This window comes from Kribbella sp. NPDC055110 (genome assembly GCF_053607525.1).
The window spans coordinates 218,390-243,293 of record NZ_JBSGTS010000008.1 but is presented as its reverse complement, the minus strand read 5'-3'; the positions used below and the strand labels follow the sequence as shown (position 1 = coordinate 243,293).

Sequence of the window (24,904 nt, the reverse complement as noted above, 5' to 3'; positions counted from 1 at the left end):
CCGAGCAGCAGCCGATCACGCCGCCGATCGACACGTCGGGACTGCAGGCCGCCGCCGCGGCCGGTCTCGGCGGTCCTCCGGCCGGCCACCCGGCGTCCGTTTCACGTGAAACGCCGGACATGCGGGATGATGGTTCCAGGTCCGATTCGGCGTCACTGGTGGACGTCGAGCCGGACCTCTCGGAGTCTCCACCGCCTGTGGATGACGACCGCATGAAACTGCCCCCGCACACGGGAATTCGTCCACAGAAGCCTGTGGACGAAGCTGGGGGTAGACCCGCCCCGACCCCTACAGACATCCTCTTCGGGCCAAGTCCCGCACCTATTGGAATGGGCGCTATGACTGCCGCACAGATCGCCGCGCGGGCCACGTCGGACGAGCTTCAGCGACGACTCCTCGAGACTCCGATCGCCGCCGCGACCGAACGGACCCTGCTGGTGAATGAAGGACGCACGATGGGCCGCGAGTTCCCGCTGCCCGACCAGACCCGAGTCTTCGTCGTCGCCAACCAGAAGGGTGGCGTCGGCAAGACCACGACGACGGTGAACGTCGCGGCCGGCCTCGCGCTGTACGGCGCGAAGATCCTGGTCATCGATCTCGACCCCCAGGGCAACGCGTCGACGGCCCTGGGCATTGACCATGCCGAAGGTACGCCGGGGGTGTACGAGGCCGTCATCGAAGGTGAGCCCCTCGGCAAACTGACCCAGCCCTGCGCCGAACACCCCGGGATCCAGGTGATCCCGGCGACCATCGACCTGGCCGGCGCGGAGATCGAGCTCGTCAGTCTGGTCGCGCGCGAGAGTCGGCTGAAGACCGTGCTCGAGGCCTACCTCGCCGAGACCGAGGCCGCGGGAGAGAAGTACGACTACGTCTTCATCGACTGCCCGCCGTCGCTCGGCCTGCTGACCGTGAACGCACTGACCGCCGCTCGCGAGGTGCTGGTCCCGATCCAGAGCGAGTACTACGCACTGGAGGGACTGTCACAGCTGCTCCGCCACATCGACATGGTGAAGTCGCACCTGAACCCCGGGCTCGATGTGTCGACCATCCTGCTGACCATGTACGACGCCCGCACCAAGCTGGCCGGTGAGGTCGCAGCCGAGGTGCGTGGCCACTTCAAGGACGCCGTACTGCGGACCGCCGTACCGCGCTCGGTGCGGATCTCGGAGGCCCCGAGCCACGGGCAGACCGTGCTCGCGTACGACCCGGCGTCGGCCGGTGCATTGTCGTACCTGGAGGCATCCCGGGAGATCGCGATGCGGAACAACGCCTGACGCGGATGAGGCCGTTTCACGTGAAACGGCACCCGGGGCCGGTACGGGAGTGACAGTGTCCGGTGTGCGTTGTGGTAGGCCAGCAGTAGCTCAGCAGGATGTCGATCTCGAGGGAGCGCGATGAACACCCGACTCGGACGCGGACTTGGCGCGCTGATCCCCAGCTCGCCGGCGCCAGGCACCACGACCCTCGGCAGCAAGTCGAACTCGATCCCCGGGGCACCACCGGTGCCGACTGCGCCGGCGGGGCCGGAGTTGGCCGCCGTACCGGGGGCTTCGTTCGCGGAGATCGACGTCGACAAGATCACCCCGAACCCGAAGCAGCCGCGGACCGTCTTCGACGAGGACGCGATGGAGGAGCTCGTCCACTCGGTGAAGGAGATCGGGCTGCTGCAGCCGATCGTCGTACGCCGGCTCGAGGGCGACATGTACGAACTCGTCATGGGCGAGCGGCGCTGGCGAGCCACGCAGCAGGCCGGGCTCACGACAATCCCGGCGATCGTGCGCGAGACGTCGGACGACGCGATGCTGCGCGACGCGCTCCTGGAGAACCTGCACCGCAGTCAGCTGAACCCGCTGGAAGAGGCGGCCGCGTACCAGCAGATGCTCGACGACTTCGGGTGCACGCAGGAGGTCCTCGCAACGCGGATCGGCCGGTCGCGGCCGCAGATCTCCAACACGCTCCGACTGCTGAAACTGCCGGCCTCTGTGCAGCGGCGGGTTGCGGCCGGTGTGCTGTCGGCCGGTCACGCGCGGGCGCTGCTGGGTCTTCCGAGCGGAGACGCGATCGAGCGGCTCGCGCAGCGGATCGTTGCCGAGGGCCTCTCGGTGCGGACGGTCGAGGAGATCGTTTCGCTGGGCGACATGAACGCGGAGGACCCCACCCCGGCACGCCGCCGGAACAAGCCGGTCGCACCGCGGCTGGTCGACTTGGCTGACCGGCTCTCCGATCGGTTCGAGACCCGCGTGAAGGTCGACCTCGGAAAGACCAAGGGCAAGATCACCGTCGAGTTCGCCTCACTCGACGACCTAGAGCGCATCGTCACCCTGATGGACCCCAACAAGATCACCGAAGCCTGACCCCACCTGGGCGACCTCCCCGACCACTGCGCCAACCACTGCGTCGACACTCGCCTCCACGCTGACCACGACGCCGGCCGGGACCTCGACCGGGACCTCGACTTGAACGCCGGCCAGAGCGGCCGCCATTGCGCCCGCCATTGCGCCCGCCGAATTGTCGGCGGGCGCTGGTAGTTCTGGTGACCACCGTCCGGCGAGTTGGAGGAGGACAAGTGGACCAGCGACCGCGCGTGGTGGTCAGCGTGGAGGCGAGTGTCGACGGCAAGGTCGCGCTCGCTCGGAACGCGCTTCTGATGCGGCAGCCGAATACGGATCTGTGGGGATCTATGACGCCGGAGGCGGCGGACGCGACCGCGATCGATGTGCTCGAGTTGGTGCGGCAGCAGCATGGTTGCAATGCGATCCTGGAGGGCAGCGGCAGCCTGGTAGCTGAGGACGAGATCCCCGATGAGCTGCCGAGGTACGACGGGGACCCGGGCGAGCTCTACGACGATTTCCTTCCGGCGGCTGTGATCGAGCAGCGATCGCCGGCGCATATGTGGTTCACCGTCGTTGACAGTCGAGGACGAGTCCGCTGGACCGAGAAGCATGAGAACTGGGACGCATTGGTTCTGGTGGCGCGGTCCACGCCGGCGGACTATCTCGGGTATCTCCGGCGGGAAGGTATCTGCTATCTCGTCGTCGGCAAAGAACGCGTCGATCTGAAACAGGCGGTGGCCACGATGGGCACCGAGCTCGGCATCAGCTGCATCCTGTCGACCGCGGGTGGCGGGCTGAACGGTGCGCTCTTGCGAGCAGACCGGATCGATGAGGTGCACCTGAAGCTCGCACCCGCCCTGGTCGGAGGACTTGGTACGCCATCGGTCATGGACGGGGCGCCACTCGCGGTCGGTGAGGCTCCGACGCGACTGCAGTTGCTCTCGGCGCAGTCGGATGCTGGTGGAGCGGTTCGCCTCCACTACGCCGTACGGCGGAGCTGACTTTGGGCCTGCGGCGTGCTTTTGGGGGGTGCTGACGGGAGCTTTCAGGGCTGTTGGCGTCTAGAATCACACGGATGTAAGTTCTCGAAGGGCGCTTAGGATCGCGCTCACAGAGCTAGTTCGTGATTCGAAGTACTGCGATAGATCGCCAGGGAGACATGTCGACAAATCAATGTCGGCACAGGCGGCAATGTTTCATGTGAAACATTGCGCGCAACCCGGTCGAGTTGGACGGTTGGCAGCCGCTGCGTGGGGGCATCAGGTGGGTGCACGGTCCGGGATTCACGGATTGTCGAGAGCGCGAAGCCGCCGACAGCGGTGCGCCGGCGAAGGTGCTGGGCTCGCAAGAGTGCTGGGCTGGCGAAAGTGCTTGGTGCCCGAGCGTGCCGTGTGCCCGACCGTGCCGAGTTACCGACTGTGCCGAGTTACCGACCGTCCTGGGTTGCCGAGAGCGGGCGTGAGGTCGCGACTTCGGTGCCCTGGTGTCGCCGCCAGCAGATCGCTTCTCCTGATCGCGGCTGGCGCTCTGGCTCCGGCGGGCTGAGTCGTCGACCGCGAACCAGTACGCGGGGCTGGCTCCGGTGGGGCGGGACTGGTTCTGGCGCGGCCTTGGTGGAGGGGTGGAGACAGGAAACGGCTACTGGGAGCATGGAATAACAGGTCCCCAGTAGCCGCTTCCTGTCTCCAGTCCCGACCGGTGGCGTCCGCATCTTGTTCTGCGCGTCCGCTTCCTGCGCCCACCCTGGGCTCGCGCTCCGCGCGGGGCCCAGGTTGCCGTTCGCACACCTGGTTCACGTCCTGCGCTGGCCCAGGCCCCAGGTACCCGATCGCGCGCCTAGTTCATGTGCTGCGCTGGCCCAGGCCCTAATCGGTGACAAGGCCTGACAGTGGCGGGAGCGGACCGGCGCGTCGGGTGGCCGAGTCGTGGGTTTCGGTTCGTGACGGTGACCTCGATCCACGACTCGACGGTCCGACGAACCTCGCGTGGCCGGCCAGTCGGGGGAGTCCGGCATAGGTCTCAGTTCGCTGCGGGTTGTTCGACCCGGCGTACGTGGGGCGGCGCGAGGGCGCCGTGGCCGAGTTAGCGGCCGAGGAGTTCGTGGGTGGTTTTGCGTTCGGCGTAGAACGAGAGGAAGGGGATGGTGCCGGCTATCGCCATCAGGAGCAGGCGAGGGAGGGACCAGCGGACTCGGCGGAAGAGGTCGAAGGTGCCGAGCAGGTACACGACGTACAGGAAGCCGTGGAGGGGGCCGACGACGTTCATGGCGCTGGGGTTGTCGCCCAGGTACTTCAGGGGCATCGCGACGAAGAGCAGCACGAGCAGCATTACGCCGACGACGTACGCGATCACGCGGTAGCGGGTCAGCGCGCCGCGGACGGCCGGGGTGAGCGGCTGCGCGCCGGCGGAGGTGGCGGGGTCGGCAGAGGAAGTCACGCTGAAACCGTACCGCTTGGCTCCACGGACTCCCCGACACGGTCACCCGTCCCGGGCTCACTCGCTCCAGGCTCACTCGCTGAGTTGCCTGTGCGGGACGCGCCTGTGGTGGACTCATCCACCCCCGAGTCATCCGTTCCGGAGTCGCCCGTCTCGGACTTGCCTGTGGTGGACTCACCCATCCCCGAGAGATCCGTCCCGGAGCCGCCCGTCCCGGACTTGCCTGTGGTGGAGTTGTCCGTCGCCGAGTGACCGGTCCCGGAGTTGCTCGTGGCGGAGTCAGTTGTTGCAGGGGTGCCCGGGCCGGATCCGTCTGGGGCGGAGTTGGTCGTCGTGGCGGTGGCGGTCTGGGGGTGGGCGGGGTCGCGGTGGGCGTCTAGGACCATTCGGGTCCACATCCAGAGGGTGAAGGCTGCGAAGATCCACCATTGGACGGCGTAGGCGACGTTTCGGAGGCCGGCGTGGTCCGTTGGGGGTGGAGGGGGTGCGACTACTGCTGGGGCGGGGGACGGTACGGCGCCTGAGTCAACGGCGGACTGTACGACGAAGGCGTCGTACACCCGGTAGTTCACCAGGTGCACGATTGTCGGGATCCGTAGCGATGACAGCACTCGGCCCTTGGCGGCGTCGTCTGAGGAGTCCTCGGCCTCGGAGGCGACTACGGACCCGCTCAATCGGACCGGGCCGGTGGGTGCCTTGACGGCCGGGTCAGAGGGCGACGCGACCCAGCCTCGGACGATCATCACCGCATCGGTGGCGGACAGCTTGAGGGGCGATACGACCCACAGTCCGGCTCGGCCGTTCTGCAGGCGATCGGCGATCAGGACCTGGTCGGCGGCTGGGCCCCAGGTGCCGTCGACGGTCACTCGTCGACCGACGGCCTTTGATGGCAGGCCCTCGTCGATGGAGAACAACGACTGCAGTACGACCGGTGCTGCAGCGGCGCGCTGGGCGGTGGCGTTGGCCGTTTTCGAACGGTAGACGTTCAGTTGCCAGACGCCCATGACGGTCATGACTGATGCGATCACCACGGCGAGCACGAAGAGACCGGACCACTGTGGAGTCAGAACCGTCCGCCACAACGGCCGGGTGTCAGCTGAGACGTCGGGGGTGGCGGGCGCCGGGTCGGGCATCTGGCGGTTCCGGGGGTCAGCGGGCTGCGGCGGTGGCGAGGAGGTCGCGGCAGAGGACGCCTAGCTCGATGCCGGCGGCCTCGGCGGCCAGGGGGACGAGGGACGTCTCGGTCATGCCCGGTGCCACGTTCACCTCGAGGAACCACGGCACACCGGCCGCGTCCACCACTAGGTCCGTCCTGGACAGGTCGCGCAGACCCAGCGCCTGGTGTGCCTGCACAGCGGCTGCGGCGCACGCACCGGCGGCTTCAGGCTCCAACCGAGCAGGTACGACGAACTGCGTCGCCCCGGCCGTGTAGCGCGCCTCGTAGTCGTAGAACCCCGAGTCCGGCCGGATCTCCACGGCAGGCAATGCCCGCGGCCCGTCGCCGACGTCGACGACCGTTACGGCCACCTCGGTCCCGTCGATGTACTGCTCGATCAGCGCGACCGGACCGTACGCGTAGCAGTTCACCATCGCCGAAGGGAGCTCATCGGCGGACCGCACGATCGACGCACCCAGCGCCGAGCCGCCACGCGCCGGCTTCACGACCAGCGGCAGTCCGATCTGCTTGATGACTGCCTCCATCAGCGCAGCGGCACCCAACTCGCGGAACGTGTCGTGCCCCAGCACAACCGATGCGGGCGTGTGCAGTCCCGCGGAGCCGACGACCGTCGCGGCCACGGGCTTGTCGAACGCCGTACGGCACGCGGCCGCATCCGCTCCGACGTACGGAACGCCGTACAGATCGAGGACCTGGCGGAGTGCGCCGTCCTCGCCGGTGACGCCGTGCAGGACGGGGAAGACCGCGTCCGGGGGATCCTGGCGCAGACGATCGACCAGGGATGCGTCGACGTCGCGCTGCTCGACCTCGACGCCGACACTGCGCAGTGCGTCCGCCACTCGGCGGCCGGACCGCAGCGAGACGTCCCGCTCGTGCGACAGTCCACCTGCCAGTACCAGCACTCGACCCAGATCACTCATCACAAATATCCCGATCACTCGTGGGCGACTCCGGCACGGTCGCCGGTCCCGAGGCCCACTCGAACGGTACCCCTACCGATTCCTGGACCCCCGCCCGCCCGTAGGTCCCTTGCGCAACCTTTGCGAACCAGAGCTACGAAAGCTCAGGCCCCGGAGCGTCGTACCCGTGGCCCGTGCCTGGCCGCAGCGGACCGAACGTCTGCCGGAGTTCGAGCTCCTCGTGGATCACCGCGGCGAGCCGGCCGACCCCTTCGGTGATCCGCTCCGGCGTCGGATGACAGTACGACAGCCGCATGCACTGGGAGCCGAAACCGTCGGCGAAGAAGGCCGTTCCGGGCACGTACGCGACCCGCGCCGTGACCGCTCGCGGCAGCATCGCCTTCGCGTCCAGCCCTTCCGGCAACGTCAGCCAGACGTAGAAACCGCCCCGCGGCCGCGTCCAGGTGGTTGCCGCTGGCATCTTTTCCGTCAACGCCGCGAGCATCGCGTCCCGGCGCTCGCGGTACATCTCGCGGAACTGCTTCACCTGCCCCATCCAGTCGTGCCGGACCAGGTACGACGAGATCGCGAGCTGACTGAACGTCGGCGGGCACAGGGTCGCGGACTCCTGTGCCAGCACGAGTTTCTCCCGGACGGCGTGCGGCGCGACCGCCCAGCCGACCCGGAACCCGGGGGCGAACGTCTTCGAGAACGAGCCGAGGTAGATGACCCCTTCGCGATCGTCCGCACGCAGAGCGCGCTGCGGTTCACCCTCGAAGCCGAGCAACCCGTACGGGTTGTCCTCCAGCACCAGCAGATTGGCGCGCTGGCAGATCTCCAGCACCCGCGCCCGCCGCTCGTCGGACAGCGAAACCCCGGCCGGGTTGTGGAAGTTCGGGATCGTGTAGAAGAACTTGATCCGCTTGCCGGCCGCGCGCACCGCGGCGATCGCCTGCTCCAGCGCCTCCGGTACGACGCCGTTGTCGTCCATCTCGACGTGCACGACCTCGCACTGGTACGCACGGAAGACGCCGAGCGCGCCGACGTACGACGGTGCCTCGCAGATCACCACGTCGCCGGGATCGCAGAACACCCGTGTCACCAGGTCGACGGCCTGCTGGCTGCCGACCGTGACCACGACGTCGTCCGGATGGGCCTCGATGCCCTCCAGCCGCATGATGTCGCAGATCTGGTCCCGCAGCGTCGGGTCGCCCTGGCCGGAGCCGTACTGCATCGCGGTGGCGCCGTTCTCGATCACCAGGTCGCGGACCGCGCCGCCGACCACGTCGAGCGGCAGACCGCCGATGTTCGGCATGCCGCCCGCGAGCGACACCACCTCGGGCCGGCTGGCGACCGAGAACAGGGCTCTGATCTCCGATGCGGTCATGCCCTTGGTCCGGGCTGCGTACGCGTCGACGTAGTTGTCGAGTCGGGTCTGCCGGACATCGGGCACGTCAGCACTCACGGGGGCCACTCCAACGGTGATCGAGGGGGAAGTCACCAGGTTACGTCGACAGACCCCAGTCGGGACTGGGGATCGGCGTGACCTCTCACTACCATGCCTTATAGGGGCAGGTTCGACCATGCCGGAATCTGGCTGTTGAGACAGCCGGCCGGGGTGGTGAGGCCTGAGAGGTGGACTGGGAAGGCGGATCAGGATGAGCGTGGGCAGGACAGCCGGCTGGACGCTCGGCGGCTTGGTGCTGGGCGTGCTGGCCGGATTCGCGGGTGAGCTGTTCCGGCGGCAACCCGCACGGCAGGTGCAGCAGCGGTACGTCGCTCCCGAGGCGACGCGGACCCCGGACGCGCGGACCCCGTCCGACGTCCCCGAACCGGCGGCCCAACCAGCCGCGCGATGATCTACGGACCGTGACGAACCTAACAGCCTGTACGGCCGATCGGATGCGCTGATGGCCCGACGGCTGGAACCGCTCACGCTCGCCAATCTCGGCGAGCTGCCGGTGCCCTGCCGTGACTGTGTGTTCTGGGAGCTCGACCCGGTGGCCGCGCGTCAGGCCAACCGCAACGGTGACACCGGGCTGGAGAAGGAAGCCTGGCTGTCCCAGTTGCTGCTGGACTGGGGGACCGCCGGGATCGTGCTGTACGTCGACGAGGAGCCGGCCGGGTTCGCGGTGTACGCGCCGTCGTCGTACCTGCCCCGGATCCAGGCGTTTCCGACCGCACCCGTCAGCCCGGACGCCGTCGTGCTCGCGACCGGCCGGATCCTGCCGCGGTACCTGGGCCTCGGGCTCGGGAAGATCCTGGTCCAGGCGGTCGCCAAGGACGTGCTGAAGCGTGGCTTCCGGGCGGTGGAGGCGTTCGGCGACTCGCGGTGGGACGGGCCGGGTTGTGTCTGGCCGACCGAGTTCCTGCGTGCGGTGGGCTTCGGGGTGGTGCGTGAGCACCCGCGCAATCCGCGGCTGCGGCTGGACCTGCGTTCGGCGATCACCTGGCGCAGCGAGATGGAGGCCGCCGTCGAGCGCTTGATGGGTGCCATCCGACCGGAGCCGGCCCCGTCCGGCCCGGTAACGGTTCGCGACGCCCTCAGATCCGGCCCGGAGTAGCCCCATGGTCTGGCGGGCGCTGGCCGATGTGGTGATGGTCGTGCACGGCGCCTTGCTGCTGTTCTTCGCGATCGGCGCGTTCCTGGCGTGGCGCTGGCCGAAGCTGATCTGGGTGCACCTCGGCATCGTGGTGTGGAACCTCGTGATCGTGCTGGTCGACTTCGGCTGCCCGGTGACGGCGACCGAGAAGTTCTTCCGCCGGGAGGGCGGCGAGAGCGTGTACACGGGCGGCTATATCCAGCATTACCTCAACGGCAGGCTGTGGCCCGACGGCGCGACTCCGATCGCGGAGAAGGTCGGGTTCGTCCTGGTAGTGATCGGGTACGCCGGGTTCTTCGTCGTACGCCGTCGTACCAAGCTCAGGGGTGAGTCAGTGGGACCCCGGACGTGAAACGGCGGCGTCGTCCCCATACTGGAGGGGTGCCCATCGACGAGTACCTGGCTGCGTTGCGCAAGGAGCTCTGGGGGCCTCGGCGCCGCAAGGCGGATCTGCTGGCCGAGGCCCGCGACCACCTGACCGACGCCACCGAGGCCTTCGAGGCGGACGGGCTGGACAGGTACGACGCGGAGAAGCACGCGGTGGCCGAGTTCGGGACGCTCGAGGAGGTCGCGCCGGGCTACCGCGCGGACCTCGCCGTCAGCCAGAGCCGGCGTACGGCGGTGTTGCTGTTCGCGGCGTTGATGATCCAGCCGATCGTGTGGCGCGAGGGCGTCTGGAGCTGGAACAGCGGACCGGACGATCCGAATCCGCTGAACGACGTCCTGCAGGCGCTGGTCCGGAATGTCGGCACGGTAGCTATCGCCGGCGCTGTGCTGGCGGTCCTCGCGGCCGGTATCGGTCTGCGGTACCCGTTCGTACGGGCGCACGTGACCCGCGTGACCACGCTCTTCGCGCTCGTGAGCGCCGTGACGATCGCCGGGATCGGCATCGCGATGGCGTTGACCAGCCCGCATTCCAACGGTCTGCTCGACCTCACCGTCGTCGGTGGGTTCGTGGTGCTGCCGCTCGTGCTGGTCGGCCAGCAGGCTGCCCGCGGCCTACGCCTCGCCCGGGCGTAACACGCCTTCCACCACAGCGCGGAACGTCACCCACTCCTGCTTGCCTGAGGCAAGCATCTTCGCGCCGGCGCTGGTCAGCTGATAGGTACGGCGTTTCCGTCCGCCGACCGTGCTCCACTCGCTGGACAGGTACCCGGCCCGCTCGAGTCGCCGGAGCGCCGGATAGAGCGTGCCCGTCGGCAGGTCGAGCTCGCCGCCGCTGCGCTCCAGCAGCGCCTCCATGACCGCGTAACCGTGCAGTGGTTCGTGCTCGACGACCGCCAGGATCATCGGGTCGAGGTGTCCCCGCAGCGCATCCGCCTTCATGTAGCCAGTCTACTCATATGTCTGTTACTGTCGAGAGGCAACATGTAGCCACTCTACTTATCAAGGACCCGCCATGGCCGTGAACACCCAGCTCCGACAAGCCGCTCGGCCCGGTGTGCTGCACCGGGTCTCGGGGTGGGCGATGCGGCACGCCGGCCTCGCGCTCCTGCTCTGGGTGCTCGCGCTGGCCGCGGTCATCGCTGCGGCGACAGTGGTCGGCGCCAACTACAAGAACGACACGTCGTTGCCGGGCACCGACTCCCAGCGGGTGACGGACATCTTCACGGCACACCAGCCCAAGGGCGACACGGCAACGGTCCAACTCGTCTTCCAGGCCGACGGCGGTCTCGACGCGGAGAAGTCGCGGGTCGCGTCGATGCTGGCGGTGGTTCGTGGGCTCCCGCACGTCGCCTCGGTCGCCGACCCGTACGCCGGTCCGGGTGCCATGTCGACAGATCGACGTACGGCGTACGCGACGGTCGGGCTGGATGTCTCGGTGGCGGACATGCCGGTGGACGACGTACGGACGATCATCCATCGGGCGCAGGACTTCGCGCGGCCCGGATTCCAGGTCGAGGCCGGTGGGGATCTGGCGCGGAACGCTGCCGACAGTTCAGGTGGCGCGGCCGAAGGCGCGGGAATCCTGGCTGCGTTGGTGATCCTGGTGTTCCTCTTCGGGTCGTTGCTTGCGGCAACACTTCCGCTGCTGACCGCAGTGTTCGCGGTCGGCAGCACGGTCGCGTTGCTGATGCTCGCCTCGCACCTGTTCAAGGTGCCGGAGTACACGACGCCGGTGATGATGCTGGTCGGGCTCGGTGTCGGCATCGATTACGCGTTGCTGATCTTCTCGCGCTATCGCCACGAGTTGCTGAACGGCGAGGCCGACGCGAAGGTCGTTGCCTTGGACACCGCGGGCCGGTCCGTGCTGTTCGCCGGTTGCACCGTCGTCATCGCGTTGCTCGGTCTGCTGGCGTTGGGACTTGGCTCGCTGCAAGGCGTCGCGCTCGGTGTCACGTTGACCGTGCTGATGACGATGCTCGCGGCGGTGACGTTGCTGCCGTCGTTGCTGACGCTGTTCGGCAAGCGGATCGAGCGGAGCGTGCGCAAGCATGCCGCGAAGCAGCGGCGTACCCCTGGCGACGGCTGGCGGAAGCTGGCCGGCATTGTGCAGCGTGGTCCGTGGGTGCCGCTGGTGCTCGGGGTGCTCGCACTGGTGGCGTTGTCGCTGCCGGCGTTCGGGATGCGGCTCGGGTTCGCGGACGCGGGGACAGACGATCCGGCGAAGACGAGCCGGAAAGCGTACGACCTGCTGGCGGACGGGTTCGGGCCCGGGTTCAACGGTCCGCTGGTCGTGGTGTCGGAGGGGGATCAGGCTGCGGCGCAGGCGCTCGGGCAGACGTTGGCGGCCGATCCTGGGATCGCTGCCGTGACGCCGCCACAGGTGACACCGGACGGCAAGATCGCCACTGTGTTGGCGTTCCCGAAGTCGGCTCCGCAGGACGCGGCGACGAGCGACCTCGTGCAGCGGTTGCGCGACGACACCTTGCCGCGGCTGGAGTCACAGACGAGAGCGACGTACCTGGTCGGTGGGGCGACGGCGGCAGCGGACGACTTCGCGGCGGCGGTGAGCAAGCGGCTGCCGATCTTCGTGCTGGTCGTGGTCGGCTTGTCGGCGTTGCTGCTGATGGCGGTGTTCCGGTCGGTGCTGATCCCGTTGAAGGCCGCCGTACTCAATCTGCTCAGCATCGGCGCCTCGCTCGGCGTGATCACCCTGGTGTTCCAGCAGGGCTGGTTCGGTGCGCAGGCCGGGCCGATCGAGGCGTTCGTTCCGGTGATGATCTTCGCGATCGTGTTCGGGTTGTCGATGGACTACGAGGTCTTCCTGGTGTCCCGGATCCACGAGGAGTGGCGGCGTACCGGAGATGCGCGGGTCGCGGTGCGCGAAGGGCTGGCGACGACGGGCAGCGTCATCACGGCGGCGGCCGCGATCATGATCGTCGTGTTCGGTGCGTTCCTGCTCAGCCCGGACCGGATGCTCAAGCAGTTCGGCCTCGGCCTGGCGACCGCAGTCCTGCTCGACGCGCTCCTGATCCGCTGCATCATCGTTCCCGCCGTACTGCGGCTGCTCGGCAACCACGCCTGGTGGCTACCGAGCAGTCTCGAGCGACTCCTCCCGCGGATCGCGCTGGAAAAAGAGTGATCACTCGGTCGCGGCCACGCCGATCTTGTGGCCCTGCGCGTCGGCGAACACACCGAAGCTGGTGCCCGGCACCTGCTGGGCCGGCTGGACGATGCGTCCGCCGAGTGCCTCGGCGCGCGTGAGAGTGGCCGCGACGTCCTCGACGGCGACGAAGAACAGCACCTCGTCCTCAGCGCTCTGCCGCGGGCTGATCGCGACGTACGGTCCGCCCTCGGCTCCGGTGTCGATGAACGTGTACCCAGGAAACGCGCCCTCGGACGCGACCTTCCACCCGAACAACTCCGCGAAGAACTCCCGGGTCTTGTCCGGGTCCGCCGATCTGATCTCGGCATGGACGACTGGATGTGCCATGAACCCTCCCTGAACAGGCCCGGTGCCCACACCGAGCTCATTCAGATGACGAACGACCCATCCCGAAATCGACCGACTAGACCGTCAGTTGGCCGAAGCGGAGCATGCCGGTGGCGGCGTCCTGCTCCGGCGGAAGGTAGACGCGCTGGATCGCGACCACGATCGCCTCGGCGATCACGTCGCGGAAGGCCGGGTCGGCGAGGCGGGCGGAGTCGTGCGGGTTCGTGACGTACCCGATCTCGAGACGCACCGCGGGCATCTTGGTCCGGCGCAGCAGGTCCCAGGTCTTGGCGTGGGTGTGGCAGTTCAGCAAGTCGGTGCGGGCGACGATCTCGCGCTGCACCAGGCCGGCGAACTGCTCGCCGACGCTCGACGAGGCACCGTGCAGGTCGTTGCCGTAGAAGTACGTCGCGACGCCCTGCGCCGCCGGGTTCATCGACCCGTCGGTGTGCAGCGAGACGCACAGGTTCGCGTCCGTCTCGTTCGCGAACGCGGCCCGCGCCAACTCGTCCGGCCCCTGATCACGGCCCCGCGACAAATACGCCCGTACGCCGGTGGCGCCCAAGCGACCCTCGATCCGGGCGGCCAGGTCGTACGCGATGTCGGACTCGCGCAGGCCGTAGCCTTCCCAGCCGTAGTCGAAACCGCCGTGGCCCGGGTCGATCACCACGGTCTTGCCGGACAGCCGCGGCCCGGCCGCACGTACTGCTTCCCGCGCGCGCAACGCATCGGGGCGGCCGCCGGTCGCCATCGGCCGGATCCGCTGCAGCGCCTTGAAGGTCGACGGGCCACAGGTGCCGTCGGCAGGCAGGCCCATGTTGCGCTGGAACTCGGTCACCGCACGCTGGGTGTCCGCGGCGAAGATCCCGTCGATCCGGGCGACCGCGAACCCGAGCTCCTGCAGTTTCGCCTGCAGGCTCAGTACGTCGTCGCCGCTCATCGGGTGCGCCGGGACGTACGTCAGCAGCCGGTCGCCCAGCCGCCAGCGTGCGTCGTCGATCGCCCGGTACGTCTGCGGACCGACGACCCCGTCGATCATCAGCCCGCGTTGCTGCTGGAATCCCCGGACGGCGTGCGCGGTCGCTTCGTCGTAGACGTCGTGGCCGCCGGTCAGCAGCCCGAGTCTTTGCAGTTTTCCGACGATCTCGGCGACCGCCTCACCGCTGTCGCCGATGCGGTACACGCCGTGCGGGGATTCCATGAAGATCTGACTCCTTGCCGGTGTGGCGGAACTTCAGGCGGTTCTGTGCCTATTCGGTGAAGGCTGCGAGCTCCTTCAGCAGCGCGGCCTTCGGCTTGGCGCCGACGATGGACTTGGCGAGCTCACCGTTCACGTAGACGTTGATGGTAGGGATACCGGTAACCCTGTAGTTGCTCGGGGTAACCGGGTTCTCGTCCACGTTCATCTTCAGGAACGTGAGCTTGTCGCTGTGGTCCTGTGCCAGCTCCTCCAGGATCGGGGACACCTGACGGCACGGGCCACACCACTCGGCCCAGAAGTCGACCAGGACCGGCTTGTCGCTCTGCAGCACCGTCTGGTCGAACTCGGCGTCGGTGACAGCGTTCATCTTCTCGCCCACGGGCGTAACTCCTTCAGTGATGTGTGAGATTCAGGTTCAGACGGAGACAGGCTCGGTGGCGGCCGCCGCGTGCTCGGCGTCCTCCAGGGCGGCCAGGTAGCGCTCGGCGTCCAGCGCGGCCGCACAGCCGGTGCCGGCGGCGGTGATCGCCTGCCGGTAGGTGTGGTCCACCAGGTCGCCGGCCGCGAACACGCCGCGCAGGTTGGTCTCGGTGCTGTCCGGCTTGACCAGCACGTAGCCCTCGTCGTCCAGGTCGACCTGGCCCTTGACCAGCTCGGAGCGCGGGTCGTGGCCGATCGCGATGAACAGGCCGGTGGCCGGCAGCTCCCGGGTCTCGCCCGTGACGGTGTCCTTCAGGGTCAGGTGGGTGAGCTTGTCGTCACCGTGGATCTTGTCGACCGCGGAGTTCCACTGGAACTCGATCTTGTCGTTGGCGTACGCCCGGTCGGCCATAATCTTCGAGGCGCGCAGCTCGCCGCGGCGGTGCACCAGGTGCACCTTCTTCGCGAACTTGGTCAGGAAGGTGGCCTCCTCGACGGCGGAGTCGCCACCGCCGACGACCGCGATCTCGTGATCGCGGAAGAAGAAGCCGTCACAGGTTGCACACCAAGACACTCCGTGCCCGGACATCCGGTCCTCGTCGGACAGGCCGAGCTTGCGGTAGCCCGAACCCATCGCGAGGATGACGGCCTTGGCGCGGTGCTCGGTGCCGGCCGAGTCTGTGACGACCTTGATGTCGCCGGTCAGGTCGACCTTGGTCACGTCGTCGGCCACCAGCTCGGCGCCGAAGCGCTCGGCCTGGGTGCGCATCTCGTCCATCAACGCCGGGCCCATGATGCCCTGCGAGAAGCCGGGGAAGTTCTCCACCTCGGTGGTGTTCATCAGCGCGCCACCGGCGGTGACGGAGCCCTCGAACACCAACGGCTCCAGTGCCGCGCGTGCGGCGTACACAGCAGCCGTGTAACCGGCCGGGCCGGAGCCGACGATGATGACGTTGCGGACTGTGGTGGAGTCGCTCATTCAGGCGTTCCTCGTGTCGTCGAGACAGTGACGTCGTACTCAACGGATCCTAGAGGCCGACCATTCCCACGGTACCCATCACGGGGCCGCCGTACCGCATCGCCGTACGACGTGGCGACTCAGCGGTTGCGCAGCGTCACCGTGGTCTCGAAGAACTGGCTGGGTACGCCGCCCGGGACGCTACATCCGGTGACCGCGAAGACCTGGACCTGATGCGGTTGCGCACCCTGCAGCCCGATGATCGTGGCCCGCTTGCCGTCGATCTTGGCGGGCTGCACCAGCCGGACGTTCGAATTCGAGCGCCCGGCCGCGAACGACCGCGCGCACGACTGCTCGTCGCTCGAGCCGTGCAGGATCGAGTTCGGGGTGTTGTCCAGCCACCGCTTCGTCGACGGGCCGATGTCCTTGGTGTTGACCGCGACCGCGTCGGCCGGCGGGCTGTTCGGGTCGGCGGAAGCGGCGCCGTCGTTCGCCTGGTTCTTGGTCGCGAACACCACGCCGACGCCGAGCGCCGCGATCAGCACCACACCGGCGGCGGCGCCGAGCAGCTTCGGCAGGTGCCGGCGCGGCTCGTCGCGGATCTGCGCCAGCGAGTGCACGCCGACCGTGGACGCGCGCAGCACCGACTCGGACACGATCACCGCGTCCAGGTGCTCGGCGACGTCGGCCGGCATCGGGATGTCGCTGCGGCCTTCCTCGGCCAGGTCGGTGGTCAGCTGCAGAAGGGCGTCGTACGTCTGCTGGCACTCCGGGCATGCCTTCACATGCTCACGAGCGCGGTGCGCCTCGGGGGCAGGCAGCAGGTTCTCGATCAGGTCGGCGATCGTGTCCGTGTCCAGATGCTCGAGGTGCTCGCTGGTCGGCAGACCGGGATCGGTCATCGGGGGCTCGCCTCCTCACAGGAGGTCAGCGGCCATGGCCACATGGTCATAGAAAAACTCCGGTCGAAGGCGTCAGTCGTCCGGTCGCCAGAGGCAGGCGACTTCGCTACGACGGGGCACCGGCTCATTCGGTTCCCACCGGTTCCGCGGTGGACTTGTCCGGTACGTCGGACTGCCGGGTCGTCTGCCAGTGCCGCAGCAGCGGGAGCAGCTTGGCGCGACCGCGGGCGCAGCGCGACTTGACCGTGCCGGGGGCACAGTCGAGGATCCCGGCCGCCTCCTCGATCGAGTAGCCCTCCATGTCGACCAGGACCAGCGCCGCGCGCTGGTCCTCGTTGATCTGCTTCAGGGCGTTCAGCACGTCCAGCCGGCGCTCCCGGACCTCGGCCGGGTCGTCCTCGGTCGGCCCGGCCAGCTCGGCGGCGCGGTCCTCGTCCTCGGGCAGCGGGTCGGCGGCACGCACCTGACGGCGGCGGATCCGGTCCAGACAGGCGTTCACCACGATCCGATGCAGCCAGGTGGTCACCTTCGCGTCGCCTCGGAAAGAGTCGGCCCGCCGGAACGCCGAGATGAACGCCTCCTGCAGCGCGTCCGCGGCCTCCTCAGGCTCGCCGAGCGTGCGGATCGCGACCGCCCACATCCGGTCCCGGTGCCGCTTGACCAGGAACCCGAACGAATCCGGGTTGCCGGACACGTGCATCCGTAGCAGCTCGTGGTCGTCCAGCTGGTCGTAGCTCACCGGCCCGGCAGGCAGAACCGTGCCCTGCGGCACTGGTTCGTCCGTGCCGATGCGCGGGACGTCCGGCCGGGGCGGCAGATTGCCCGAGTCCACGTGAGCGGTCATTTCTGGATCGTGACCTCCGAGATGGTGCCCTGATAACCGTCGGACACCTTCGGCAGCTTGGTCAGCCACACCAGCACGTACTGCGACTGCGTCCCGGCCGGCAGGGCCACGTTCACCGTACCCTCGGGCTGGTCCTCCTTGGTCGCCACGGCCTTCCAGCCGTCGATCGACGGCGGCGGCGTGGTGGTGTCGCCGTTCGGGATCAGCACCTGAAGGCTGGTGTCGTTACCGACCAGCGCGATTGCGACGCTCGAGACGGAGGTCTTCGCGCCGAGGTTGTAGTAGATGCCGACGCCCGGCTTCAGCCCGCCGAGGTTCGGCTTGTTCCGGTAGGACTGCGTCTTCCAGGTCGTCGACGGGTCACCGTCGTAGGTGTTCTTCACGTCCTTGGGGTGCTCGATGTTGTCGCCGTCCGGGTCGAAGTCCTTGGCGCTCGCGATCACCGCCTTGCCGCCGGTGGTCGCCGACGGGGTAGTGCTGGTCTGCGGCGGGGCACTGCTCTTCGCGCCGCCGTCGCCGTTGCCCTGGTCGTTGTTCATCGCGCCCTTGAGCAGGAACTGCGCCATCGCGATCACCGACAGCAGCGCGAGGATCGCGAGCAGGATCAGGATCCGGCCGCCCCATCCGCCCTTCGCCTTCGGCTCCTCGTGCCGGCGCCGGCCGTTCCCGTTCGAGGGAGGCGGTGGCTGCCGACGTACCGGACGGGTGTCGGTGGCCGGGTTGTACGCCGCTTGCGGCGGGCGGTACCCGTTCGGCTCCGCGTCGTACGACGGTTGCGGGGTCGGGTCGATCGCCGGCGGCGGGGCCTGCGGCACCACCTGGGTGGCGTCGTCGATGCTCCCGTTCTGCTGGGCGACCTGGACGGTCTCGTCCATCTGGTTCGGCGGCTCGTGCGAGCTGCCGACGACGCCGGACAGCGCCGCGGACAGGCCGGCCGCGCTGGTGATCGGCGGCGCGTGGTGCCGCGGCGGGTCACCGAGCAGGCGGTCGCAGATGTCGTCCAGCGAACGCGGTACGCCGGCGCGCACCTGGCGCGGGCTCAGCAGCCGACCGTGCTCGACCGGCGCGGGCTGCATGGCCCAGGCCGGTCCCGGACCAGGCCAGCGGCCGGTCAGCGATGCGTAGAGCAGCTCGCCGAGGGAATGGACGTCCTCCTCCGGCGAACCCGCTCCGGACGACCGCAGGGCCGCCTCGGTGGCGACGCCGATGACCTTGATCGCGCCGGCGTCCGTGATGATCACGGTCGCCGGGCTGATCGCTCCGTGGGCGAAGCCGGTGCGGTGCAGGTTCTCGAGGGCCTCGGACACCTCGCGGGCCAGCCAGCCCGCCTGCTGCCCGGTGAGCGGTCCGCTGCCGAGCATCCGCTCCAGCGTCCGGCCGCCCGCCCACTCGCGAACGCAGTACGTCACGCCGTCGTGCATGTCGCAGTCGAGCACCCGTAGGAACCGCGGGTCGTTCGCCGCGGCGGCCCGGCGGGCTGCGTCGAAGAGGAGATTGGTCCGCGGGTCACCGACCGGCAGGACGTCGACGACGACCGCGCGGCTCAGGACCTCGTCCACGGCACGCCATACCCGGGCGCCGTCGATCTCCGCGAGCAACTCGGCGATCCGGTACCGCCCGGCCAGGAGAGCACCAGGACTCACGGTCTGGTTCGACACGGTGTCTCTCGCCCTCCAATATCCCCGGCTCCTGATCGCAGCCCTATGGTAGTGCCCCACTGACCGGACAGGTGGTGCACTAATGCACAAGCGGTCCGGATCAGCGGCGGATCGGCAACTTCGATGTGACCAGGGACACCACGTCGTTCACTTCGTGGATACGGAGTACCCGCGACACGGCGGCGTACACCGGCAGCATGACGATCGCCGCGATGCCCAGTTCGAGGATGGCGCCGAGGGGTCCGGACCAGTCGATCGCGAGGCTCAGCAGCCACAGCACCACGCGGGCCGCACCCGCTCCGGCCACCGCTGCGATCACCATCGCGAGCAGCGGCAACCCGATCCCGGCGCCCGGGACCCGCGGCACCTTGCGCCGCAGGACCGGCCTGGAGATCAGTACGGCGACCAGGTACGCCAGCGCGTACGCCCCGCCGAGCACCACACCGCTGAACCGGAGGTGCGCCTGGTCCAGCAGCACGCGGACCCCGATCACGGCCGCCGCGATGTTCGTCGCCGCGATCACGCACTGCAGGAAGAACGGCGTACGAGTGTCCTCGAAGGCGTAGAACGTGCGCAGCTGGAAGTACTGCACGGTGAACGGCACGATCCCGAGCGCGAGCGTCATCAGCGTGTACGACATCAGCGTCAGGTTGTTCTTACCCGAGCCGTACCCGGCGATGATCGTCACGATCGGATAGGCGAAGGCGATCATCGCGGCCGCCGCTGGTACGACGATCGCGAGCGTCTGCCGGATCGACCGGGCGGACATCCGCCCCACCTCGGCCACGTCGCCGTCGGCCGCCAGCGCCGACATCTGCGGCAAGGCGGCGGTCGCGAGCGAGACGGTGACGATGCCGTGCGGCACCAGGATGATCAGCATCGCCGTGCTGTACGCGAACAGACCGGCCTTCGCGCCCGGGTCGCTCGAGGCGCTACCGGCGATCGCCAGCTGGGTGACGACGACCAGCGTCACCTGGTTCACGGCAACGAAAAGGACTGTCCAGATGCCCAATCGGGCAGTGTGTCCCAGACCAGTTCCGCGGAGGCCGAACTTCGGTTTGTAGGTGTGCCCGCTCGCCTTCAGATACGGCAGCAGCACCAGCAGCTGTACGGCGATGCCGACCGTGTGCCCGAGTCCGAGCAGCAGCTCCTCGCCGTGGCTGTATGTCGCGGGGTTGTCGCCGACCCGGTAGATCAGCAGGAACACCACGATCGACGCGCACGCGACGATGTTGTTCGCGATCGGCGCCCACATCATCGGACCGAACCGGCGGCGCGCGTTCAGCACCTGCCCGACCAGGACGAACGCGCCGTAGAAGAAGATCTGCGGCAGGCAGAGCCGGACGAACATGATCATGTTCGCCTTCTCGGTCATCCGGGACGGGTCGTGCAGCTCCTTCGGCAGGTACAGCTCGGCGATCGCCGGCGCCAGCAGCACACAGGCCACCGTGACGACCGCGAGGACGACGAAGCCGAACGTCAGGATCCGGTTGGTGAAATCCTGGCCGCCGTCGTCGTGGTTCTTGATCGCCCGCACCAGTTGCGGGACCAGCACGGTGTTGAACACACCACCGGCCAGCAGGATGTACAGGCTGTTCGGGATCGTGTTCGCGGCGGTGAAGATGTCGCCGCGCAGCGCCGTACCGATGGCGGCCGCGAGCAGGGCGATCCGGATGAATCCGAGCAGGCGGGACAGCACCGTTCCGGCTGCCATCACCGCCGCGGAGCGCAGGGTGCGGTCAGCCATCCTTCGAACCGACTCCTTCTTTCAGGGACGCATCCGGAGCTTCGGGTACGCCGTTCGCCTCGGGGCGATCGTGGGCGGGATCAGCGGTGTCGGTGGCGTCCGTGGTGTCCGTGGTGTCGGCGGTGGCGCCGGTCGTCGCGGCGGCCGTGTTGCGGCGCTCGGTGCGAACGCGGCGGTAGATGCGGACGAACGACGTACCGAACAGCAGGGCGCAGGCGGCGCCGACCAGGATCCAGCCGACGCTGCCGTACTGGCTGGCCTGGATCAACAGCTCCTGGGACTTGCCGACCGGCTTGCCGTCCGCGTTCGTCACCTGTGCGTTGGCCCGGATCAGACCGTTCTGCTCGGCGCTCGCGGTGATCCGCGGCGTCCACTTCTGACCGGGGCCGAGGACGGCGGTCTGCAGCTGCTTGATCTTCAGGTCGGACCGGTTCGCCGAGCTGACCACGATGCCGACCCGGACCGACCAGTCGGTGTCGTTGGTGATCGTCAGCGGGAACGTGCCCTTGCTGCCGGCCAGGTTGACCTTGATCTCCTTGCGGAGACCGCGGTCCACGCTCGCGTTCACCAGGTGCACCTTGCCGAGCTGCTGGTTGGCCGACCCGAGCTCGATCGCGGTGAAGTGCCGGGCCTCTTCCGGGTACCCGTTCCAGCTGGACGACGTGGACCGCAGCAGCGCCTGCGTCATCACCTCCGGCAACGCGTTCCCGTCGACGAGCAGGTCCTGCATCGTGGTCGTCGCGTCGTTGAGCTGCATGACGCTGTCCAGCTGGGTTTCGCTCAGTACGCCGTTCGTCTTCGGCGCTGCCGGTGCCTTGGTGGTCAGCGGTCTCGGGTTGGCCGCGACCACGCCGGCGACGTCGGTGGCCTTGATCCATGGCAGCGAGAGGCTGCTCGCGAGCGCAGCGGTCGCGCGGCCTTCGCTGTCCCAGCCGCGGGGCGGCGCGACGACCACGGAAGCGGTGCCCTTGCCGCTGGCCGCGATCAGCGCGGTAACGGCCGCGAACCGTTGCCGGACTTGGAGCGGGCTCTCGGCGGTCTCCGGATCCGGGCCGCCGGTGGTCAGCGACGAGTTCGCAATCACCGTGCGGACGATCTGATCAGGACCTTCCGGCGTGAGTACGTCGTACACGGGGTTGCTGGTCAGCACCGGGCGGGTCGCCGTCGACCACGACGAGCTGCTGACGAGGTTCAGGTCGTCGGCGGTGGCCCCGGTGAATCCGGTGGATGCTGCTGCCAGGTAGCGCCCGGCGGCGGCACCGCCCTCGAGCGACAGGCCGTTCGTGAAGCCCGGGGCCAGTTCGCCACCGGACCGCTCGGTCTTCGTGCGGGCCTGCCCGACGAGCTTCTTCAGCGGGTCGCCGGAGTCCAGCAGGCCGGCGACGTCCGGGTCGCCGTACGGCAGCAGCACGACCTGGTTGCCGCGGGCTCGGCCAGCGTCGAACTCCCTGAGCCAGTTGGTCGCAACGGCCTGTCCGGTGCCGGGCGTCGTCTGACCGTTCTCGCCGACCACCACGTATCCCTTGGCCAGCTGCCGGATCTCGTCGAGCATCGCCGGGTCGACCAGCCACGTGACCTGGTGCTGCAGGCCGAGCGCGAGCAGCCGCCCGAGCGGTCCGGTCGGAGCCAGCGAAGTGGCCAGCGACTCGTTGGCGAAGTTCTTGCCGCCGAGCTGGGTCGGACGGTGCCGCAGCGGTACGACGAGGGCGGTGTTGACGGTCCGGGTCAGTGGTTCCTTGCCGAGCACCGGCATCAGGGTGCGGGCCCGGCCGGCCATGATCCGCGAGCTGTTCGGCGGCTGCCCCCGGAACGCGACGCCGACGACGTACACACCGGTCTGGTCGGAGATCCGCCATTCCTTCCACGGCACCGTGAGCGTGAACTCGACCGTTTCCTTCGGCGCCAGCGGCTGGTCGAACGGCTGGAAGGTCTGCTCGTCGTTGGTCAGGTTGCGGCAGCTGTCGCGCTCGCTCATCGGGACGTTCTGCTCGGCCGAGATCGCGTCCAGCGCGGTCGTGCTGGCCAGGCGGGTCCGGTCGATACACGCCAGCGCCTGCGGCTCCTCGAACGTCACCGAGCTGGTGTTCGTCACCCGGCCCTTGATCACGACCGGCTGGTTCGGCTTCGGCGCGGTCGGGCCGAACGAGTCGATGGTCACCTGGACGGTCGGCTCGTCTAACGGCGCGGCTTCCGCCTTCGCCGGGGCGCCCAGAGTCGCTGCCGACGCAGCAACCACAAGGCAGGCTCCCGCCACCGCGGAGAGCCTCAGTCGCCGTCTGAACACGCCGTCACCGTAACCTAGTTCCCCGTGTCACCCTTTGCCGACCAGTCACCCTCCGCCGGATCGTTGCCCGCCGCACAGCGCCGAGCCGTCCAGGCCTTGCTGGAACTCGCTCCAGTGGTCGACGAACTGGGCAACCGGTTCGCCGACGCAGGCCACGAGATCGCCCTGGTCGGCGGTCCTGTCCGGGACATTCTCCTCGGCCGGGGGAGCAAGGATCTGGACTTCACCACGTCAGCGCACCCCGATGTGATCGAGCGGTTGCTGTCCGGCTGGGCGGACCATGTCTGGGATATCGGCAAGGCGTTCGGCACCATCGGCTGTCGTAAGGGCGAGTGGGTCCTGGAAGTCACGACATACAGGTCGGAAACCTACGATCCCACCTCGCGCAAGCCGGAGGTGTCGTACGGCGACAGTCTCGAGGGCGACCTGGCCCGCCGGGACTTCGCGATGAACGCGATGGCGGTCCGGCTGCCGTCGCGGCAGTTCGTCGACCCGTACGGCGGGATGGAGGACGTCGCGCACCAGCGGATCCGGACCCCCGGTACGCCGGAGGACTCGTTCTCGGACGACCCGCTGCGGATGATGCGCGCGGCCCGTTTCGCGGCGCAGCTCGGATTCACGCCCGACCCGGCCGTAGTGACGGCGATGACCGCGATGGCCGACCGGATCACGATCGTGTCCGCCGAGCGGGTCCGCGACGAGCTGGAGAAGCTGATCTGCGCCGACCACCCGCGGATCGGGCTCGACCTGCTGGTCTCGACCGGGCTCGCCGAGCACGTGCTGCCGGAGCTGCCGGCGCTGCGGCTGATGAAGGACGAGCACAACCGGCACAAGGATGTGTACGAGCACTCACTCACCGTCCTGGATCAGGCCATCGACCTGGAATCGCGTCTGTCTGTTCCGACGCCCGATTTCGTCGTTCGGTTCGCGGCACTCATCCACGACATCGGGAAACCGAAGACGCTGAAGTTCGAGGGTGCGCGGAAGGTGACGTTCCACCACCACGACGTGGTCGGCGCGAAACTCGCCCGGAAGCGGATGAAGGCGCTGCGATTCAGCAACGAGCAGATCGAGCAAGTCAGCAAACTGATCGAGCTGCACCTGCGCTTCCACGGGTACGGCGACGGCGAGTGGACGGACTCCGCCGTACGCCGCTATGTCCGCGACGCCGGGGACCAGCTCGAGCGCCTGCACATCCTGACCCGCGCCGACTGCACCACCCGCAACCGCCGTAAGGCCGAGTCGCTCCGCGCCGCCTACGACGACCTGGAAACCCGCATCGAGCGCCTGCAGGAGCAGGAAGAACTGGACGCCCTCCGCCCCGACCTCGACGGCAACCAGATCATGCAGATCCTCAACATCCCCCCAGGCCGCGAGGTGGGCGAGGCGTACAAATTCCTCATGGACCTCCGCCTCGACGAAGGCCCCCTAGGCGAGGCTGCGGCCCGCGAAGCCCTCCTCCGCTGGTGGGCCGACCGCGGGTAGTACGAACCGCCAGGCCATCACAATCACCGGTCGGCGACCGAGTCACGCCTGCGGTGAGCCCGACGGTGACGATTGTGATG

At 68.5% G+C, this 24,904-nt stretch carries 23 protein-coding genes; 9 read left to right on the top strand and 14 right to left on the bottom strand.

Translation table 11 applies throughout. The features are described from left to right. The first annotated feature begins 338 nt into the window (after positions 1-338). The 3 genes from ACWF0M_RS15625 to ACWF0M_RS15615 all read left to right on the top strand — a co-directional run bounded on the left by ACWF0M_RS15625 (position 339) and on the right by ACWF0M_RS15615 (position 3,334). Positions 339-1,274 carry a ParA family protein gene (locus tag ACWF0M_RS15625; protein ID WP_452236342.1) on the top strand — a complete coding sequence of 312 codons (936 nt, stop codon included), beginning with the start codon at positions 339-341 and terminating at the stop codon, positions 1,272-1,274. A 120-nt stretch (positions 1,275-1,394) separates the two neighbouring features. Continuing rightward, positions 1,395-2,354: a ParB/RepB/Spo0J family partition protein gene (locus ACWF0M_RS15620; protein WP_452236341.1), complete on the top strand. Its 960-nt coding sequence runs from the start codon at positions 1,395-1,397 to the stop codon at positions 2,352-2,354. A 212-nt stretch (positions 2,355-2,566) separates the two neighbouring features. Continuing rightward, positions 2,567-3,334, top strand: a complete 768-nt coding sequence (locus ACWF0M_RS15615) for a RibD family protein (protein WP_452236340.1) — start codon at positions 2,567-2,569, stop codon at positions 3,332-3,334. A 1,081-nt stretch (positions 3,335-4,415) separates the two neighbouring features. Here the strand turns inward: ACWF0M_RS15615 and ACWF0M_RS15610 are convergent. From ACWF0M_RS15610 to ACWF0M_RS15595, 4 genes are all read right to left on the bottom strand, one after another. Then, entirely contained in the window at positions 4,416-4,769 is a 354-nt protein-coding gene (locus tag ACWF0M_RS15610) for a DUF3817 domain-containing protein (RefSeq protein WP_452236339.1), read from the bottom strand. Continuing rightward, positions 4,766-5,902, bottom strand: a complete 1,137-nt coding sequence (locus ACWF0M_RS15605) for an SURF1 family protein (RefSeq protein ID WP_452236338.1) — start codon at positions 5,900-5,902, stop codon at positions 4,766-4,768. Before ACWF0M_RS15605 ends, ACWF0M_RS15610 begins: the two co-directional genes overlap by 4 nt. Before the next feature lie 16 nt (positions 5,903-5,918). Then, positions 5,919-6,866, bottom strand: a complete 948-nt coding sequence (locus ACWF0M_RS15600) for a D-alanine--D-alanine ligase family protein (protein ID WP_452236337.1) — start codon at positions 6,864-6,866, stop codon at positions 5,919-5,921. Positions 6,867-6,999: 133 nt separating this feature from the next. Beyond that, positions 7,000-8,310 (bottom strand): aminotransferase-like domain-containing protein, encoded by a 1,311-nt coding sequence (locus tag ACWF0M_RS15595; RefSeq protein WP_452236336.1) that lies wholly within the window; start codon positions 8,308-8,310, stop codon positions 7,000-7,002. Between the two features lie 193 nt (positions 8,311-8,503). On the opposite strand from ACWF0M_RS15595, the gene ACWF0M_RS15590 reads away from it, so the two are divergent. The 4 genes from ACWF0M_RS15590 to ACWF0M_RS15575 are packed head-to-tail and all read left to right on the top strand — an operon-like array spanning position 8,504 to position 10,468. Continuing rightward, positions 8,504-8,704, top strand: coding sequence for a hypothetical protein (locus tag ACWF0M_RS15590; protein ID WP_452236335.1), 201 nt, complete (start codon positions 8,504-8,506; stop codon positions 8,702-8,704). A gap of 51 nt (positions 8,705-8,755) precedes the next feature. Next, positions 8,756-9,409, top strand: coding sequence for a GNAT family N-acetyltransferase (locus tag ACWF0M_RS15585; protein WP_452236334.1), 654 nt, complete (start codon positions 8,756-8,758; stop codon positions 9,407-9,409). 4 nt (positions 9,410-9,413) lie between these two features. Further along, positions 9,414-9,800, top strand: a complete 387-nt coding sequence (locus tag ACWF0M_RS15580; protein ID WP_452236333.1) for a DUF2784 domain-containing protein — start codon at positions 9,414-9,416, stop codon at positions 9,798-9,800. A gap of 29 nt (positions 9,801-9,829) precedes the next feature. After that, the gene (locus ACWF0M_RS15575) at positions 9,830-10,468 is read left to right on the top strand and encodes a permease prefix domain 1-containing protein (protein ID WP_452236332.1); all 639 of its coding nucleotides are present in this window, start codon (positions 9,830-9,832) and stop codon (positions 10,466-10,468) included. Here ACWF0M_RS15575 and ACWF0M_RS15570 read toward each other — a convergent pair. After that, on the bottom strand, positions 10,448-10,774 hold the full coding sequence (locus ACWF0M_RS15570) for a PadR family transcriptional regulator (protein WP_452236331.1): 327 nt from the start codon (positions 10,772-10,774) through the stop codon (positions 10,448-10,450). The genes ACWF0M_RS15575 and ACWF0M_RS15570 overlap by 21 nt on opposite strands. Before the next feature lie 73 nt (positions 10,775-10,847). Here ACWF0M_RS15570 and ACWF0M_RS15565 point away from each other — a divergent pair, with 73 nt between their 5' ends. Beyond that, on the top strand, positions 10,848-12,974 hold the full coding sequence (locus ACWF0M_RS15565) for an MMPL family transporter (RefSeq protein WP_452236330.1): 2,127 nt from the start codon (positions 10,848-10,850) through the stop codon (positions 12,972-12,974). Here ACWF0M_RS15565 and ACWF0M_RS15560 read toward each other — a convergent pair whose 3' ends face one another. From ACWF0M_RS15560 to ACWF0M_RS15520, 9 genes are all read right to left on the bottom strand, one after another. Next, on the bottom strand, positions 12,975-13,325 hold the full coding sequence (locus tag ACWF0M_RS15560) for a VOC family protein (protein WP_452236329.1): 351 nt from the start codon (positions 13,323-13,325) through the stop codon (positions 12,975-12,977). It lies immediately after the preceding gene. 76 nt (positions 13,326-13,401) lie between these two features. Beyond that, positions 13,402-14,526 carry an N-acetylmuramoyl-L-alanine amidase gene (locus ACWF0M_RS15555; protein WP_452236328.1) on the bottom strand — a complete coding sequence of 375 codons (1,125 nt, stop codon included), beginning with the start codon at positions 14,524-14,526 and terminating at the stop codon, positions 13,402-13,404. Positions 14,527-14,575: 49 nt separating this feature from the next. Further along, entirely contained in the window at positions 14,576-14,893 is a 318-nt protein-coding gene (trxA, locus tag ACWF0M_RS15550) for a thioredoxin (RefSeq protein WP_452236418.1), read from the bottom strand. A gap of 48 nt (positions 14,894-14,941) precedes the next feature. Then, positions 14,942-15,925, bottom strand: a complete 984-nt coding sequence (trxB, locus tag ACWF0M_RS15545; protein ID WP_452236327.1) for a thioredoxin-disulfide reductase — start codon at positions 15,923-15,925, stop codon at positions 14,942-14,944. A 119-nt stretch (positions 15,926-16,044) separates the two neighbouring features. Then, complete coding sequence (locus ACWF0M_RS15540) at positions 16,045-16,806, bottom strand: anti-sigma factor family protein (protein WP_452236326.1); 762 nt, start codon at positions 16,804-16,806, stop codon at positions 16,045-16,047. A gap of 124 nt (positions 16,807-16,930) precedes the next feature. Continuing rightward, on the bottom strand, positions 16,931-17,650 hold the full coding sequence (sigM, locus tag ACWF0M_RS15535; protein ID WP_452236325.1) for an RNA polymerase sigma factor SigM: 720 nt from the start codon (positions 17,648-17,650) through the stop codon (positions 16,931-16,933). Further along, complete coding sequence (locus ACWF0M_RS15530; RefSeq protein WP_452236324.1) at positions 17,647-19,308, bottom strand: protein kinase family protein; 1,662 nt, start codon at positions 19,306-19,308, stop codon at positions 17,647-17,649. The genes sigM and ACWF0M_RS15530 overlap by 4 nt, the downstream gene beginning before the upstream one ends. 100 nt (positions 19,309-19,408) lie before the next feature. Continuing rightward, positions 19,409-21,055 carry a murein biosynthesis integral membrane protein MurJ gene (gene murJ, locus ACWF0M_RS15525; protein WP_452236323.1) on the bottom strand — a complete coding sequence of 549 codons (1,647 nt, stop codon included), beginning with the start codon at positions 21,053-21,055 and terminating at the stop codon, positions 19,409-19,411. Beyond that, positions 21,048-23,339 (bottom strand): hypothetical protein, encoded by a 2,292-nt coding sequence (locus ACWF0M_RS15520; RefSeq protein WP_452236322.1) that lies wholly within the window; start codon positions 23,337-23,339, stop codon positions 21,048-21,050. The genes murJ and ACWF0M_RS15520 overlap by 8 nt, the downstream gene beginning before the upstream one ends. Positions 23,340-23,363: 24 nt before the next feature. On the opposite strand from ACWF0M_RS15520, the gene ACWF0M_RS15515 reads away from it, so the two are divergent. Then, positions 23,364-24,824, top strand: coding sequence for a CCA tRNA nucleotidyltransferase (locus ACWF0M_RS15515; protein WP_452236321.1), 1,461 nt, complete (start codon positions 23,364-23,366; stop codon positions 24,822-24,824). The last annotated feature ends 80 nt before the right edge of the window (positions 24,825-24,904 follow it).